At 69.4% G+C, this 16,560-nt stretch carries 10 protein-coding genes; 4 read left to right on the top strand and 6 right to left on the bottom strand.

The window, feature by feature from the left end; genetic code table 11:
• The 5 genes from fxsT to ACZ1DY_RS07795 form a co-directional block, all read right to left on the bottom strand.
• Positions 1-4,389 (bottom strand): FxSxx-COOH system tetratricopeptide repeat protein, encoded by a 4,389-nt coding sequence (gene fxsT / locus ACZ1DY_RS07815; RefSeq protein ID WP_465484000.1) that lies wholly within the window; start codon positions 4,387-4,389, stop codon positions 1-3.
• 1 nt (position 4,390) lies between these two features.
• On the bottom strand, positions 4,391-5,473 hold the full coding sequence (locus tag ACZ1DY_RS07810; RefSeq protein ID WP_126733910.1) for an AAA family ATPase: 1,083 nt from the start codon (positions 5,471-5,473) through the stop codon (positions 4,391-4,393).
• Between the two features lie 13 nt (positions 5,474-5,486).
• Complete coding sequence (locus ACZ1DY_RS07805) at positions 5,487-7,298, bottom strand: VMAP-C domain-containing protein (protein ID WP_465483999.1); 1,812 nt, start codon at positions 7,296-7,298, stop codon at positions 5,487-5,489.
• A 468-nt stretch (positions 7,299-7,766) separates the two neighbouring features.
• Positions 7,767-8,483: a S1 family peptidase gene (locus ACZ1DY_RS07800; RefSeq protein WP_126733912.1), complete on the bottom strand. Its 717-nt coding sequence runs from the start codon at positions 8,481-8,483 to the stop codon at positions 7,767-7,769.
• A 172-nt stretch (positions 8,484-8,655) separates the two neighbouring features.
• Positions 8,656-9,690, bottom strand: a complete 1,035-nt coding sequence (locus tag ACZ1DY_RS07795) for a PucR family transcriptional regulator (protein ID WP_465483998.1) — start codon at positions 9,688-9,690, stop codon at positions 8,656-8,658.
• 96 nt (positions 9,691-9,786) lie between these two features.
• Here ACZ1DY_RS07795 and ACZ1DY_RS07790 point away from each other — a divergent pair, with 96 nt between their 5' ends.
• Genes ACZ1DY_RS07790 through ACZ1DY_RS07775 form a run of 4 tightly spaced genes read left to right on the top strand, consistent with a single transcriptional unit; the run spans position 9,787 to position 15,341 of the window.
• Positions 9,787-10,689: an alpha/beta hydrolase gene (locus ACZ1DY_RS07790; protein ID WP_465483997.1), complete on the top strand. Its 903-nt coding sequence runs from the start codon at positions 9,787-9,789 to the stop codon at positions 10,687-10,689.
• Positions 10,686-12,428 (top strand): ABC transporter ATP-binding protein, encoded by a 1,743-nt coding sequence (locus tag ACZ1DY_RS07785; protein ID WP_465483996.1) that lies wholly within the window; start codon positions 10,686-10,688, stop codon positions 12,426-12,428. Before ACZ1DY_RS07790 ends, ACZ1DY_RS07785 begins: the two co-directional genes overlap by 4 nt.
• Entirely contained in the window at positions 12,425-14,125 is a 1,701-nt protein-coding gene (locus ACZ1DY_RS07780) for an ABC transporter ATP-binding protein (RefSeq protein WP_465483995.1), read from the top strand. Before ACZ1DY_RS07785 ends, ACZ1DY_RS07780 begins: the two co-directional genes overlap by 4 nt.
• A 31-nt stretch (positions 14,126-14,156) precedes the next feature.
• A complete protein-coding gene (locus tag ACZ1DY_RS07775; protein WP_465483994.1) occupies positions 14,157-15,341 on the top strand; it encodes a GNAT family N-acetyltransferase in 1,185 nt (394 codons plus the stop codon).
• On the opposite strand, the gene ACZ1DY_RS07770 is transcribed toward ACZ1DY_RS07775, so the two are convergent.
• Entirely contained in the window at positions 15,342-16,514 is a 1,173-nt protein-coding gene (locus ACZ1DY_RS07770) for an MFS transporter (RefSeq protein ID WP_465483993.1), read from the bottom strand.
• Positions 16,515-16,560: the final 46 nt, after the last annotated feature.

Below are 16,560 nucleotides of genomic sequence, written 5' to 3'. Positions count from 1 at the left end.
TCACATCAGGATCGGGTCGATGTCGCAGTTGGCGCGGGCACCTCGGCCCGCCGCCTGCGTGCCGGGGTGGGCCTCGCCGAGGACCCGCCGGTACCGCACCAGGATCGGGTCACGGAACGGTGCCGCCTCGTCCGTCCGGCCGAGCGCGGCCAGGTCCAGTCCGAGGTTGAAGGACGCCGCCAGTACCGTCGGATGATCTTCGCCCAGTACCTGCTTACCGCGCTCGACCGCGTCCCGTCCCAGTTCGACCGCCCGGTCGAACTCACCCAGCGCCGCCAGATCACTCGCCAGGTTGATCGTGGCGGCGACGGCGTACGGGTGGTCCGGGCCGATGCCGGCCCGGAACTGCTCGAGGGCGCGCTCGTCGAGGATGCGGGCGCCCTCGACGTCGCCCATGAGCCGCAAGGTGACCGCCAGGTCGACATTGGCGACGAGGGTGTGCGGGTGATGCTCGCCGAGCCCGCTCCGGTATCGCTCGAAGGTCTCCTCGCCGAGCCGCTTGGCCGCGGCCAAGTCACCCGAGTGACGAAGATCGAGCGAATGGGCGAGTGCACAGCCCATCGTGACGGAGTGGTCGTCACCGTAGGCGAGCCGGAATCTCTTGAGGGCTTCCGTGGACAAGCTGAGCGCGCCCGCATGGTCGCCGTCCTTGCGCCGGGTCACGGCGAGCAGGAACGAATGGGTCGAGCTGTCCAGCTGGTCCAGGCCGAAGCGCGCGTGGAAGTTCTCCGTGAGCCTTTCCTGCTGCACCCGGGCCTGGCCGTAGTCTCCCGCCTCGCGCAGGTCCACGATCAAGGAAGCGTTGACGCTGAAGGTGCGGACGTGATCACGGCCGAGGACCTCGATCCGGCGCCGGAGGGTGTCCTGGTCCAGTTCCGCGGCGGCGCGGTAGGCGCCGGACAACCGGAGGCTGATGGCATGCTGGTACGCGGCGTTGAGCGTCTCCGGGTCGTCCTCGCCGAACATGCGCTTGGACTTCTGGTAGACCTCTTCGCTCAGTTCGGTCGCCGCCGCGAAGTCGCCCTGCGCCCGCAGGTCGATCGTGATGTTCCGCTGGAGTGCGAACGTCTCTTCGTTCTCCTCACCGGACACCTGAAGGCGCAGCGCGAGAGTGCGCTGATTGAGTTCCGCGGCTTCGGAGTACCGGCCGATCGCCCACAGATAGAGCCCCAGCCTCGACGAGACTTCGAGAGTCTGCGGATGGGTGGGGCCGAGGGCTTCGGTGAACCGCTTCCGCGCTTCGAGACCGAGCCGGGCGGCCTCCTCGTGGTCGCCGTACTCGAACAGGTAGCGCATCAGGTTGATGTAGAGCTGACGCGGCCAGTCGTCGTCGCAGTCCAGCACGTTCGCCGCGTAGGCGTGCGGCAGCAGTTCGCGGTAGCGCGCCCAGTGCCTGCTCGACTCGGGGTCGTTCGGATCCAGCGCGGCCAGCAGCTGATGGGCACCGTGCTGCATCCGCGCGTGCACCTGCCGGGCCATGACCCGGTTGCGCAGGACCAGCTGGACGAGCCGGTGCAGCTGGAGGGTGTTGTTGCCGTGGTCGATCTTCGCGAGGCCGTACCGGTTGATGTCCCGGATGGCCCGCGCGAGCTTGATCGGATCGCGCAGGGCCGCGTCGAGCTCCGGGGAGATCGACACCCGGTTGACCCCGGTGAGCAGATCACGCGAAATCGGCTCCGGCGAGAAGAAGGCGCAGATGTGCAGGATCTGGTGGGCCGCCGGGTTGCGGGTCTTCAATTCCTCGAACGAAACGTTCCAGGCCGCGGCGACGGACACCTCGTTGTCGGGGGCCGAGGCGGTGTCGAGGATTTCCTCGACCGACTCGTCGAACAGGCGCAGATACTCCTGCACCGGCATCCCGGTCACCGCGCGCCAGGCCGCCGCCTGTTCCACGGCCAACGGCAGATCGCCGAGCTTCTCGGCGAGTTCGTCGGCGTCGTCCGGGTCGATCTCCGGACCCCGGCGGCCGAGCAGCTCGACGCTTTCCTCGCGTTTGAACACCGCCAGTTCCAGCGGGCGCGCGATGCCCGCCCAGTCGGAATTCCGCGAGGTGATCAGGATTTCGCCCGGACCGTTGCGCGGGAAGAACGGCAGCACGGTGTCCGGGCTCTCCGCGGCGTCGAAGACCAGGAGCCAGCGGCGGAACGGCCGTCCGGTCCGGAGCGCCTCGATGACCGCCGGGACCGCGACGCTGGCCTCGGCCGCGCCCTGCAGGCCGAGCATCGTGGCCAGTTCGGTGAGGCCGGCGCGGATCTGGGTCGTGTGCGCGGCGTCGATCCACCAGACGAGGTCGTAGTCATGGAGGTGCCGGTAGATGTACTCGGTGGCCATCTGGGTCTTGCCGATACCGCCGAGACCGTGCAGCGCCGAAGGGAGCACGGCGGTGGTACCGCTGCTCAATCGCTTGGTGAGCTGGTCGAGCAGTTCGTCGCGACCGGTGAAGTTGGGATTGCGCGGGGGAACGTTCCCGAAGACCAGCGGCGGGTCTTCGGGCTGGCGGTCGGGGAAGGCCCGGGAACTGCCCGCCACCGAGGGATGGACGATCCTGGTCGTCGGTTCGTTCGCGTCGGGCTCGCCGAGATGAGTCGAGCGTCCCTGTGGCACAGGTGTCGAAGCAGGTTGACGTTCGACCGTCTCGGGCATTTGTGTGCTCACAGCCTTCTTTAGTGATTCAGATTCGAATGCGGCGAGACCCCGGCCTCGTACCGCGTTCCGTAGCCGGTCGGCCCGCGACAGGTACGGCCCGGAAAGCGCGCGCATGACCACGCTTTCCAGTTCCACATCGGCCGGTGGCTCGCGGTCGAGGTCTGGATCCGGTGTGTTGTTCGGGTCGGCGATGGCGTCCCGGAGGTGACCGAGCAACCTGATCCGGTCACCGAAATGGGTGGCGGCCACTCGGACGACACTGGCCGTTTCCGACCGTCGTGCGCCACTGAGCAGCAATTCCCGGACCGCCTCGGGAAAAGCGAAGACCCCGTCGGTGTCCCAAGTGGACTCGCCCTCCCTGAGTGCGGGAGCGTACATCATCCCCGACAGTAAAAGTTCGAGGAGGTGCTCCACTCCCGCTTCCGGTACGAACCGTTGTCCCACCAGCTTCGCCACGTCGAGACGGACCGGTACCGCCGCGAGCAACTGCGCCAAGCGTAGCGCCGGCGGCGACGCAACACTGCGGAATCTGTGCACTCTTTCGGCGGGTGACAAAGTCACCGGCGAGGCGGCGATCGCGGGCCGGGAAACCCGTTCCGTGGCGAGGACGACCGTTCCTTCGGCGCTGGTGTTTTCACCGGTCATCAGTCCGGCCCACCAGCCAAGCGACCGCGGCCGCAATTCGAGCACCGGCACCGGGACGAGATGGCCGGGTACCTTCGAGCCGGGTTCGAGCCAGGCGTCCGCGAGGTCGTAATCCCAGCGGCTGTTGGGGGCCAACGCGTTCGGGACGCGTAACCGCGCCTTGTGCGGGTCCATCCCGCACCGGCCCCACAGCCACGGCGGGAGCAGGTGGACGATGCTCACCGGCATCCTCCTGCCCCACCGCGCCAGCATCGGGTACAGCGCGTCCTTGTGCTGCCAGGCATCGCCGACACCGTCGGTCAGCAGCAGGACGGCACGCCGCCCCGAGGAATCCAGGATCTCGTCCGGGTCGCGGGCGGGCGCGCCGGGTGTGCCACCACGGAGAACGAGGCCGTCCTCGTTGTCCTTCGCGGTTTCCAGCAGCCGGACCTGAACGGTGCGGAAAGCGCCGGCCTGCCGGAGCAATTCGACGAACGCCGTCACCCTCGGCCGCCACAACGCCATCGAGGGACCGTTGTCGAGGACGAGCGTCAGGTCGAGCCAGCGCTCTTTTCTCGATCGGGTGACCGGCCACCACCGGCCGGTCTCCGCGACCCGGACGGCGGTCGCCACTTCGTCCAGGACCACGTTGTTGTGTCGCCGCGACACCGTCTCCCGTTTCAGCGATCTCAACGCGCGGAAGTACTCCAGCGATTCGAGGAGTACCACTCCCCCTGGCCCGGTGCCGTCCACCGCGGGTTCGGGCAGCTCACCGGGCACGGCCTCGATCGTGACGACCTGGCCTTCGTCCTCGGCGGGCGTTCCGGCGCCGGCGCCACGGGACGGCCGCGGCTCCGGGGGTTCCGGGCTTTCCCCGCGCTCGGCGGGCGCGTTGCGGATCCGCCGTTTCTCAGGAGGCTCCTCCGGTTCCTCGGCCGGATCGGCTCCTTCCGCGGCCCGCCGCGGCGTAATGGCCGCGGCCAGCCACACGATGTCGGCCACGTCCGTCCAGCTCAGGTCCTCGAACCCGAACGGCTTGACCCCTTGGGGGGAACCGGTCTTCCGCCGTTCCGCCACCGGGGCGGAACGCGAGTCGGACACACCGCCCGGCCCGTCCATGTCACCGCACCGTCAGTCGTTGCCAGAGGGCGTCCACCAGCCGCGGCCATGCCTCCTGATCGGGCTGGTACGCGCCGGACGTCGCCAGATAGACGGCGTCGAGCAGCCGGTCGGTGGGGAGGCCGCCTTCCGCCTTGCTCCGTTCGGCGAATTCCCGGATGAGCCTGTCCCGGTGCTCGCCGTTCTCGCCGACGAGATGACCCGCCACGATCGCCGCGAGCTGCTCCTCGTCCGGGTTCTCGATCCGCAATTGCAGGCAGCGGCGCAGAAAAGCGGGCGGGAACTCGCGTTCCCCGTTGCTGGTCATGATGACGATCGGGAAGGCGTGGCAGGCGACCCGGCCGTCCCGGACCACGGCGGTGCGCTGCGGGTCCGCGGTGTGCACGGTGACTTCGGGGTGCCGGTTGCGCACTCGCGCCAATTCGTCGATGGAGAATTCGCCGTCTTCGAAGACCGACAGCAGATCGTTGGGCAGATCCGCTTCGGATTTGTCCAGCTCGTCGATCAGCAGTACCCGCGGCAGCCTGCTCGGGAGAAAAGCGGTGCCCAGCGGGCCGAGGCGGACGAAGTCGCCGATCGGTGGCTCTTCCGTCTCGCCGCCGCGCTGCGCCTGACTGGTCGCCGCGGCCTGGACGCGGCCGATCGCGTCGTAGCCGTACAGCCCGGAACTCAGCGCGGTGTTACTGGTGATCGCCCAGCGCAGCACCCGGCCGAGGCCGAGTTCCCTGGCGATCCGGTACGCGAGACTCGACTTCCCGGTTCCGGGGTTTCCGGTGACCAGCAACGGGCGACGCAGATACAGGGCGGCGTTGACCATGTTCAGCTGGCCGGCGTCGACGGTCAGCTCCGAAAGTGTGAACGCGGTGCCGAGACGGCGCTCCGCCTCGCCGTCGTCCGGCGGTGGCACGTCGTTCTCCGGTGGCGGATCACCGCGGTAGGAACGCCACGGCGGCGGCGCGGGCAGCAGCTGCGCGAGATCGATGTCGTGAATGGGCCTGCCGGTGCCCCGGTAGATCCACCAATCGGGTGCATCGATCTGCGGCGTCCGGCCGTTCACGGCCGCGTCCTGATCGTTCCCGCTCATCCGCGGCGTCCCCTTACAGTCGAGTCGGGATCAACGGCTGGTCCAGAACGATCACACGTTTCGGGTCGTCCCACATTACCACCAGATCGTGAGCCAGAGAATTCTTGAACGGTACCGCCGCACCCGAATTCGCCAGTTTGCGGCGATCCGGGAGTTCGATAAAACCGCTGTCCGCGGCCAATACCCAGTCGAGCAACTCGCGCAGGTTCTCCGGCTCGGCGTCCGGATGCCAGAGCACCACCGGAAGCCCGCTGCGGAGCGCGCTCGTCAGTTCGTCCGGCGCGCCGCCCGGTTCCGCTTGGGGCGACGGGGGTTTCGCCAAAACCAGGCCCACCCAGTGCTCGTCGCTGAGGATGGCGTCGATCGGGTGATCCTCGAACTCCGCGCACCCGGAATAGTGCAGCCGGTCGGCGGCGGGGTCCTTCACCATCGAATCCCAGCGAACATGCCATGCGCGATGCCAATGCCTCGCCCGCATCCTCTCCAACGACCGTATTCCGAGCCGGTACCCGTAGCGCAACGGCTGGGGATGGCCGGTCTCATGTTCCTTCGCCCAGCGCTGCACGGGCAAATTGATCAACGTCCTCGGCAGCAGGAATTCCACCGACGCCGACATGCTCTGGCCGGACCAGACGCCTTCAGTCTCCAAGATGACGTCGTCGACCCGGAACTCGACCTCGTCCATCCCGATTTCGCGTACTCCGCCGAGCGACGGCGGCCAGACCTCCGGATCGTCCTGCCGCCAGAACGCGAGCGTGCACCGCGTCGGATCACCGGGAACCGGTTCGAGCATGATCATCAGATGCAGATGCGGCCGTTCCGGAATCGGCGGCCTGCTCTGCCGCTGGTGCACGAGGGCGGGGCCGAGCCGCAGTGTCCGGGCCTGGTCGCCGATCCAGTTCGCGATCATGGCCGCGGGCTCGCCCACCACGTTTTCCGCGAGCAGGCCGAGGAAAGTGATGGCGGGTGGCACACCGTCCGGCCCCGCGTTGAAGTCGGCGAGCAGCTGGAAAGCGCCCCACGCGTCGGTGACGCCGTCCAGCCGGGGCAACGGCACCGCGGGACCGAGCGCGCGGCTCACCATGACCGCCAGATGGGGGACTTCCAGCCCGGTCAGCCGCCGGTGCAGGCCGGCCAGATCCTTACGGGGGATCAGATCGAGAACGGCGCTGTCCAGGTCGGCCAGAAACAGGTCTTCGGCGGCCACTACCGCCGGATCGGGCGATTTGGCGACCGGTGCGGTGATTTCTCCGTGCAGCCGCAGATAAGCCGTTCCGGTGAAGGTCTTCACCGAAACGGGTATCGGATTGTACGACTCGGGCAACAGGCCCGGGTCGTTTTCGATGACGTCGGCGAAAAAACGCTGCGAACAGATGAACGCGATCATCCGTCCGGATTCCGCGAACGCGTCCTTCGCCTGTTGCGCGTCCAGAATGCGGAAGGCGATGTCGACCGCTTCACCGACCCATCCGTTGCCGTCGTCGATCACCTCGCCGGAGTTGAGGCTCACCCGCAGCCGCATCTGCGCCTGCGGCGTCCGCGTGTGGTTGTACCGGCGGAGGGCGACCGCGATGCGATCCGGCAGCAGATCGGCGACCAGGCTTTTCGTCGTTCCGGGCGGAAGAAGGACCAGTACGCCGTCTCCGCGGTCTTCGTGCGCGCAGGAATCGAAATCGATACCGCTTTCGGCGAAAGCCGTCTTCAGCACTTCGTACATGCCTTGGTGCACGGCGAGCCTGTCGAGCCGGTTGCGGTCCGGCGCGGTGAACCCCACGACGTCCACTACGACGATCGTGCGGTCGAGAGCCCGCGTCGGTCGCGCCACTGGCCCCCTCCCAAGGTCCGTGGCGCCGACCCACCGGCGCCGACCGCCACATTATCGCGTCGATCGGCCTAGAGGGTGAGTGTCACTTGACAAATAGGAGGGTGGCGGAAGGTGCTAGGTCTCGCGAGTGGTGAGGACGGTTCTAGCCGAGGGTGTCTTAGGCACCTACTGGCTTCCGGCCGTCGTTGACCCCCGGGCCCGGTGTGTGGAGTCTGCGGGAGACTGGGGGCTGGAGCCGGTGTCGCGAAAGCCACTTTCGGGACGTCAGACGTCTCGAAAGTGGCTTTCGCGACATGATCACCAGGCCTGGCCAGGACCAACGTTGCGAAAGCCACTTTCGCAACGTTGAAGGTTGCGAAAGTGGCTTTCGCAACCCCCGGCCAAGCCCCAGCACCCGGCGGTACCGAGCGCCCTGGGTCTCGCGAGTGGTGAGGACGGGTTCGACCGCCCTCACCACTGACGAGCGGGTCAGACGCCGGCGATCTGCTGGATCCAGCTGCGGTACCGGGTGATGTTGGTGTAGGCGGTGTTGTTCGACCGGTCGCTGGTCGAGGCGACGCCGACCTGGCGGCCGCCGGAGAACATCGGGCCGCCCGAGTCACCGCCCGCGGTGATGCCGTCGACGCGGTTCGCGCACACCGCGACGCCGCCGTTGTAGTCGCTGCAGTTGACCGAGTTGACCCGGACGGTCGCGACCTTCAGGTACCGGGACTGGCAGTTGATCTCCGAGCCGCACTGGCTGGTCGCCCCCCAGCCGTAGACCTGGACGTTCTGGCCGACCGCGACGTTGCTCGTGGTGCCGAGCGGCGCGTAGGTGGCGTTGACCGAGCTGGTCAGCCGGACGACGGCGAGGTCCGCGCCCGAGTGACGGGTGATGCTCGCCGCGGTGGCCATGGTGCCGCCGCTCTGCTGGTCGAGGCTGCCGATCCGGAACGTGTAGCTGCCGCTGCTGGCGACACAGTGCTTCGCGGTGAGGATGTACTGCGGCGCGATGATCGTCGCGCTGCAGTTCTGCTGGCCGTTCACGAACAGCCGGGCCGCCCAGGGAGCGTTCTGCGCGTACTGACCGCCGATGATCATCGGCTGCACGCCCGAGGGCTCGGCGGCGGTCGCGGCGGGGGCGGTCGAGCCGAGCAACGCCATGAAGGCGGTGCCGGCGAGCAGGACGAGAGAGCGCAGTCGCATGTTCCGACTCATTTCTGCGGCGGGGTTCCGGCCGCTTCAGTGGGGACGAACGCGCTGATTCTGTGTCGTGCCAAGGGAACCCGGAAACCGACGAAAGTTCGCGCCGGCTACCTATTTATTTCCATGACGGGCGGCGGTGATCTTTGAGTACCCGGCGAAGATCATTAGGTAGTCAGTCGCCGAGCAGCCGCCACGCGGTGAGGGCGAGCCTCGCGCGGGTCAGCCCGAGCGGATCGGTGAGGTCGATGCTCAGGCACCTGCCGATCTGGGTCAGCCTGCGCGCGACGCTGCTGTGGTGCAGGTGAAGGGAATCCGCGGCCTGGCGCACCGAACCCGTGGCGCAGTAGGCGTCCAGCGTCCGCAGGTCCTCGGGATCCGCCGCCAGCTCCGAGATCGCGACGACGTCGACGTTGGCCCGCGAGTCCTCCTCCGGGATCCGCGCGAGCAGCGCCAACGCTCCGAGTTCGCCGTGGTGGATCACCGGACGGCGCGACGTCGTGAACCGCAACGCCGTCCTGGCGTCCTGCCAGGACCGATGCGGGCACTCGGCCTCCCCGATCCCCGCCCGTACGTCCTCCGGGAAGCGCTCCGCGTCCACCGCGGTGGCGAGGATGATGCCGACGTCGGAGAGGGACGCGGCCTTGACCGGGCGGCCGGGGCAGATCAGGCTCCCGACCTTCTCGAGCGGGAGTCCCGACCGGACGGCGACCACCCGGATCGGCGCGTCGGCGGAGAAACCCAGCAGCCGCAACGCCCGGTTCCTGGCGGCGTCGTCACTCGCGGAGCTGATCACGAGCTCCACCAGCGCCGGATCGGCCATGGTGGTGCGGGCGGGCCCGTACCGTTCGACGACCGTCGCCACGGCGATCGCGAGCCGGTCCAGCACCGCTTCGTCGAGGGCGACGGGTGCTCCCTCGCGTTCGAGCCACACCGTGCCGATCTCCTCGTCGTCGAGGGTGATCGCCAACGAGATGGACGGCGGTGTGGAAGCCGGAGCGGCTTCGCGGCCGTCGGGCGCCATGCGGAGGGTGCGTCCCGTGCTGTGCAGCCGGATACCCGCCACGCATTCCGCCAGACCCGCGGTGGCGCGGGCGAGCGCGGGCAGGTCGACCCGCCGCCGCATCAGGGTGTCGTAGAACATCACGACCCTGATCGCGCCCTCGACGTCGGGATCCAGATGCGACAACCGCGCGGCCAGTGCCTCCATGTCCGCGAGCGTACGCGGCGATCGTCGCGCGAAGGGGCGATCACACGCGACGGATGGCGGCCGCCTTCCGGCCGCCGAGCCGGAAGGATCGTGGTCATGGATCCCGAACTCGAAGCCTTCATCGCCCTGTTCCCGAAGGCGAAACTCGACGACCCGGTCGCGGACCGCGTGAGCTTCGCGAAGCTGGCCACGTCCGTGCCGCAGCCCGACACCTCGGACATGGACGTCGAAGACCGGACGGTGCCCGGTGACCCCGGCGTCCCGATCCGGATCTACCGGCCGCGTGCGGCGGAGGGCGCCGTCATCTGGCTGCACGGCGGCGGCTGGGTCATGGGCGACCTGGAGACCGAACATCCTTGGGCGGCGCGGCTCGCCGAAGCCTCGGGCGCGACGGTGATCTCGGTCGAGTACCGGCTGGCACCGGAAAACCCGTTCCCGGCCGCGTTCGACGACGTCTACGCCGTGCTGAACTGGACGGCGGACCACGCGGCCGAACTCGGCGTCGACCCCGGCCGGATCGCGATCGGCGGGCACAGCGCGGGCGGCGGACTCGCGGCGGCGACGGCACTGCGCGCCCGCGACGAAGGCGGCCCGCCAATCTGCTTCCAGCTGCTCAACCAGCCGGGGCTCGACGACCGGCAGGAGTCGTGGTCCGCGCGGAACTTCACCGACACGCCGTGGATGAACCGCGCCAAGATCACCGCCGCGTGGGGGCACTACCTGGCCGGAAAGCCCGCCCCTTCGCCGTATGCAGCCCCTTCACGGGCCACGGATCTCTCCGGGCTGCCGCCCGCGTACGTGGCCTCCGCCGAGTTCTGCCCCAATCGCGACGAGAACATCGAGTACGCGCTCCGTCTGCTGCAGGCGGGGGTCTCGGTCGAGCTGCACCAGTGGGCGGGCACCTTCCACGGGTCGCAGGCCATCCTCTCCGCCGAGGTGTCCCGCCGTCAGATCGACGAACTCGGCGGCGTCCTGCGCCGCGCCCTGGCCGGATCATGACGGCACCCACGGCGACCCGGTTGCTGCGCCCGTTCACTGGGAGTTTCGCCGCGGTGGTCGTCCTTCAGGTCATCGGCGCCATCTCGGGGTTGGCGCCGCTGCTCGCGGTCGTCGAGCTCGGCAGGGCGCTGCTGACGTCCGGCCCCGTCGACGAAAGCCGGGTCTGGACCGCGGTGATCCTGGGCGCGGCCGGGATGTTCGTCCGGCTGGTGCTCACGGCCGCGTCGTCGGGGATCGGGCATCTGCTCGACGGCCGGGTCCAGCTCACGTTCCGCCGTCTGCTCGCCGAACGACTCGGGCGCGTGCCGATCGGCTGGTTCTCCAGCCGCCGCACCGGTGAACTGGCCAAGGTCGTCGGCGAGGACGTCGGGGCCGTGCACCCGTTCATCGCACACACCCCCGGCGAGCTCGTGTCGGCCTTCGTCGTCCCGCTGGTGTCGCTGGGCTACCTGCTCACCGTCGACTGGCGGCTCACCCTGATCACGCTGATCCCGGTGGTGCTGGCGGTGGCCATGGTCCCGCTGATGATGACGCCTTCCCGGCTGCGCGAGCAGGAGGAGTTCGACCGGGGAATGGCGGGGATCTCGGACTCGGTGGTCGAATTCGTCCAGGGCATCGCCGTGGTCAAGGCGTTCGGCGGCACCGGCCGCGCCCATCGCAGGTTCCGCACCGCGGCGGACGCCTTCGTCGCCACCTTCACCCGGTGGGTGCACGGTATGGCCGGGCCGGCGGCGGGGATGCAGCTGGCGCTGTCGCCGCCGTTCGTCCTGCTGGTGGTCCTGATCGGCGGCACGCTCCTGATCACCGGCGGCGGGCTCGCCCCGGTCGATCTCCTGCCGTTCCTGGTGCTCGGCCTGGGTTTGACCGCACCCGTCGCCGCGCTCGGCCACGGCTTCGACGAACTCCAGGCCGCCCGCCGCGCGACCGGCCGGATCCGTGAGGTGCTCGGAGTGCCGTCACTGCCGGAGCCGTCTGATCCCGTTTCGCCGCGAGGCCACCGGGTGGAGCTGCGCGGCGTCCGGTTCGGTTACGAGGCCGATCGCGAAGTCCTGCGCGGGATCGATCTGGTGCTCGAACCCGGCACGGTCACCGCGCTCGTCGGGCCGTCCGGCGGTGGAAAGTCCACTTTGGTCACTCTGTTTCCGCGGTTCTTCGACCCGACAGAGGGTTCCGTGCTGCTGGGCGGCGCCGATCTGCGTGAGATCGGCAGCCGGGAGCTGTACCGCAACGTCTCCTTCGTGTTCCAAGACGTCCGCCTGCTGCGCGCCTCGGTCGCGGACAACATCGCGCTCGCCGTGCCGCACGCCGATCGCGAAGACGTCGTGCGCGCCGCCCGGCTCGCACATATCCACGACCGGATCCTCGAACTGCCACACGGCTACGAAACGGTGCTGCACGAGGAAACCGGACTGTCGGGTGGCGAAGCGCAACGGATCTCACTCGCCCGTGCGCTGCTCGCCGACACACCCGTCCTGGTGCTCGACGAGGCGACCTCGTTCGCCGACCCGCAGACCGAACTGGCCGTGCGCCGGGCGCTGGCGACGTCACGGGCCGACCGGACGGTCCTGGTCATCGCGCACCGGCTGGAGACGGTCGTCGACGCCGACACCGTCGTCCTGCTGGAGAACGGCACCATCACCGAACGCGGCAGACCCGCGGATCTGCTGGCACGGAACGGGAAGTTCGCCGCCTTCTGGCGTTCCCACCGCTCCGCCGAACCACTGGGGGAACCTCGATGATCCGGATGTTGCTGAGCGTCCTCGGACCCGACCACGCCCCGCCGGTACGGCGCACGGTGGCACTGATGACGGCGACCGCGATCGTCGAAGGCCTGTCCTACGCCTTCCTGGTCCCGTTGCTGCGGGCGCTGCTCGGAAGCACTCCGGGCGACGCCGTCCCGTGGCTGATCGCGTTCGGCGCGGCCTTCTCGGTGTTCGCGATCCTGCGGTACCGCGCCGATCTCTCCGGCTTCCGCGCCGGGACGACGCTGCTGCGCGGGATGTACCACCGGCTCGGCGACCATCTCTCCCGGCTGCCGATGGGCTGGTACGGCGGGAAACGGGTCGGTGAGGTGTCGTCGCTGGCCGGACCCGGGGTGCTGCAGGCGATGGGCGTGATCGCGCATCTGCTGGCGCCGTTCATCGCCGCGTGCGTCACCCCGCTGACGATCGTGTTCGTGATCCTCGTCTTCGACTGGCGGCTGGGGCTGGCCGCGCTGATCGCGGCCCCGGTCGTGGCGGCCATCCAGGTCTGGACCGGCCGTTCGATGGCCGCCGCCGACGAAGAGGCCGCGGAACGCGGGACCGAAGCCACCGGGCGGGTCATCGAATATCTGCAGGCGCAGCCGGTGCTGCGCGCGGGCGGACGGGCCGCGGAACGATTCCGGCTGCTCGACGACTCGCTGCGGGATCTTCAGCGGGCGAACCGCCGGTCCACGCTTTCGGCGCTGCCCGGTGTCGTGGGGCTGACGTTCACGGTGCAGGCGATGTTCACCGGCCTGCTGGTGCTGGGCGCGTTCCTCGCGCTCGGCGGCGCTATCGGCGCGCCCGAGGTGCTGACGATCCTCGTACTGGCCGCCCGCTGCGCGGATCCGTTGCTCTCGCTGACCGACATCGGGGGCAAGCTCCGCGGCGCGCGTTCGGTGCTGACGAGGCTCGACGCGTTGCTGCGGACCGAACCGTTGCCCGAACCGCCCGACCCCGTCCGGCCGGAGCGGCACGATCTCGAGTTCGAGTCCGTCGTCTTCACGCGCGGCGGCCGGACGGTGCTCGACGGGCTCTCGCTGACCGTCCATGAAGGACAGAAGCTCGCCGTCGTCGGCCCTTCGGGTGCCGGGAAGAGCACGGTGCTGCAACTGCTCGCGCGGTTCCACGACGTGGATTCGGGAGCGATCCGCGTCGGCGGCGTCGACGTCCGCGCGATGGGCACCGAGGACCTGATGTCGCGGATCGCGATCGTCTTCCAGGACGTCCACCTCTTCGACGGCACCATCGAGGAGAACATCCGGCTCGGCCGCCCGGACGCCGACGACGCCGAGGTGCGCGCCGCCGCGACGGCGGCCCGGCTGGACGAGGTGATCGAACGGCTGCCCGGCGGCTGGTCCGCGAACGTCGGCGAGGGCGGGGCGCTGCTGTCCGGCGGGGAACGCCAGCGGGTCTCGATCGCGCGTGCGCTGCTGAAGAACGCGCCGATCGTGGTGCTCGACGAGGTGACGTCGGCGCTGGATCCGGTCAACGAGACGGCCGTCCACGAAGGCATCGAGCGGCTCATGGCGGGCCGGACCGTGGTGATGGTGGCGCATCGGCTGCGGACCGTCGAACGTGCCGACCACGTGGTGTTCCTGGACGGCGGCCGGATCGTGGAGGAGGGAGACCACGACACGCTGGTCCGGCTCGGTGGCCGGTACGCCGGGTTCCTCGACCTGCAAATCGCTTGACGCCACGCGGGAACGGCAATGCACTGGGGCGATGAAGATCCGTTCCACGACCGCCGAGGACCGCGACGTCTTCGTCGACACCATGTTCGCCGCGTTCGCCCGGTTCCCGGACACCGCGGGCGAGACCTGGTCCGCGCTCGAACTGGACCGTGGCCTGCTCGCGGTGACCGACGACGGGCGGCCCGTCGGCACGGCCGCCGCGTACACCTTCGAGCTCACGCTGCCGGGTGACGTCGTCGTCCCGGCCGCCGGGGTGACCGCCGTCGGCGTCCTGCCCTCGCATCGGCGGCGCGGTGTACTCAGCGCGATGATGCGGCATCAGCTTGCCGAATTCCGGGAACGGGGCGAGTTCCTCTCGGTCCTGCTGGCATCGGAAGCGCTGATCTACCGGCGGTTCGGCTACGGCCCGGCGACCTACACCCGGCGTCTGACGGTGCCGCGCCATCGGGCCGCCCTCGCCGTCGGGACGGCCGGTGGCTCGATCGAGGTGCTGCGCCGGGCCGAGTGCGGCGAACTCCTGGAGGAGATCTACGACCGGTATCGCCGCGCCCGGCCCGGCGCGCTGTCGCGGCCGCACCGCTGGTGGTCCTTGGGCGCCGGGCAGCCGCCGATCTCCCGGGCATCGCGCTACATCGCCCTGCACCGCGACGCCGACGGCGCGCCGGACGGGTACGCCTCGTACTCGCTCACCGAGCCCAGCACGCTGACGGTCGACGAGACCATCGCCGTCGACGACGCGGTGTCCACGGCGCTCGCCCGGTTCGCGCTCGGACACGACCTGGTCACCGAGGTCGTGTTCAAGCACTGCCCGCCAGACCATCCGCTGCGGTGGCAGCTCGAAGACTTCCGCGCCGGCGAAGTCGGCGGCGACACGGACTGGCTCTGGGTGCGGCTGCTGGACGTACCCCGCGCGCTCACCGCACGCGGCTGGCCCACCGACGGCGAGCTCGTCCTCGACGTCGACGACCCGGCACTCGGCGAACGCGGCCGGTACCTGCTCACCGTCCGGGGTGGTGAGGCGGACTGCGTCCCGACCGGCGCCGACCCCGACCTTTCCCTGGACGTGAGCGACCTTGGCTCGATCTATCTCGGCGGCACCGCCCCGAGCCTGCTCGTGCGGGCGGGCCGCGTCCGGGCCCATCGCCCGGACGCGGCCGCGCTCGCCGACGCGCTGTTCCGTACCGAACGCGCGCCGCACTGCCTGCACTGGTTCTGATCAGGTCCGGCGGGTGCCGACCGTGAACAGCAGCGACGCCGCGGTCAGCACCACGCCGAACCACACCACGCTGGTGATCCCGGCGTGGTCGGCGAGCAGCCCCGCGAACAACGCGCCCAGAGCGATGGAAGTGTTGTACGCCAAGGTGTTGAGCGACATGGCGGCCTCGAACGTGTCCGGCGCGGACCGCTGCGTCATGGTGAGCTGACTCAGCTGCACCACGCCGTAGGACAGTCCCCAGAGCACGAGCGCGATCAACGCCCCGACCTGCCCGTGGCCGACCACGAGCAGCAGCAACAGCGACGTCACGAGTCCGGCCGCTCCGACCGCGAAACTGACGAGCACGTTCTTCGCCACGAAATGCCCCGCGACGAAGTTCCCCACCGCTCCCCCGGCACCGAAGACGATCAGGCACACCGTGACGAAGGCGGGCGACGCCGACGAAGTGCCTTCCAGGAAGGGACGGATGAAGGTGTAGACGCCGAAGTGCCCGAGCACGAACAGGACGACGGTGATCAGCACCGACCGCAGGCGCGCGTTCACCCGCGGCAGGCCGAAGACCTCACGGACGGGGACCGCGTTCGCCGACGGCAGGGACGGCACCAGGACGAGTACGGCGAGGAAGACCAGGACGCTGAGCCCGCTCCAGATCAGGAACGTGGACTGCCAGCCGACGAGGCGTTCCAGGACGGTACCCAGCGGCATCCCCAGCACGGTGGCGATGGAGATACCGGACATCACGACGGCCGCCGCCCGGTTCGCGTGGCGCTCGGGGACGATCCGCATCGCCATCCCCACGCCGATGGCCCAGAACGCGCCGTTGGCGAAGCCCATGACGAGCCGGGTCGCCAGGACCAGGGGATAACCCGGCGCGAGGGCGGTGATCAGGTTGCCGGCGGTCAGGATCGCGAGCAACGTGGAGAGCAGGACGCGCCGGTTGATCCGTCGCGTCCACGCGACCACGAACGGCACGCCGAGGCCTGCCGAGACGCCGTACAGCGTGACCATCAGGCCGGCGGCGCCCACCGAGATGTCCAGGCTGGAACTCACCGGGGTGAGCAGGCCGACGGGCATCAGTTCGGTGGTGAGGAAGACGAACAGGCTGGCGGTGATGGCGGCGACCCCTGCCCAGCCCTTCAGGGTCGAATGCGCGTTTTCGGTTCGGGTGGCCATTTCTTCTCTCTCGATGACGAGCATGACAAAGAAACCCCTGCGGGCA

The organism is Amycolatopsis sp. PSD-21 (genome assembly GCF_055561455.1).
Note: the sequence above shows the minus strand (reverse complement) of the source record. Positions and strands in the feature narration are given on the sequence as shown.

What these genes read in the sequence shown, in the direction of transcription:
- fxsT (WP_465484000.1), bottom strand. Translation starts at nt 4,389, where the DNA reads ATGGACGGGCCGGGCGGTGTGTCCGACTCGCGTTCCGCCCCGGTGGCG.
- ACZ1DY_RS07810 (WP_126733910.1), bottom strand. Translation starts at nt 5,473, where the DNA reads ATGAGCGGGAACGATCAGGACGCGGCCGTGAACGGCCGGACGCCGCAG.
- ACZ1DY_RS07800 (WP_126733912.1), bottom strand. Translation starts at nt 8,483, where the DNA reads ATGCGACTGCGCTCTCTCGTCCTGCTCGCCGGCACCGCCTTCATGGCG.
- ACZ1DY_RS07795 (WP_465483998.1), bottom strand. Translation starts at nt 9,690, where the DNA reads ATGGAGGCACTGGCCGCGCGGTTGTCGCATCTGGATCCCGACGTCGAG.
- ACZ1DY_RS07790 (WP_465483997.1), top strand. Translation starts at nt 9,787, where the DNA reads ATGGATCCCGAACTCGAAGCCTTCATCGCCCTGTTCCCGAAGGCGAAA.
- ACZ1DY_RS07785 (WP_465483996.1), top strand. Translation starts at nt 10,686, where the DNA reads ATGACGGCACCCACGGCGACCCGGTTGCTGCGCCCGTTCACTGGGAGT.
- ACZ1DY_RS07780 (WP_465483995.1), top strand. Translation starts at nt 12,425, where the DNA reads ATGATCCGGATGTTGCTGAGCGTCCTCGGACCCGACCACGCCCCGCCG.
- ACZ1DY_RS07775 (WP_465483994.1), top strand. Translation starts at nt 14,157, where the DNA reads ATGAAGATCCGTTCCACGACCGCCGAGGACCGCGACGTCTTCGTCGAC.
- ACZ1DY_RS07770 (WP_465483993.1), bottom strand. Translation starts at nt 16,514, where the DNA reads ATGGCCACCCGAACCGAAAACGCGCATTCGACCCTGAAGGGCTGGGCA.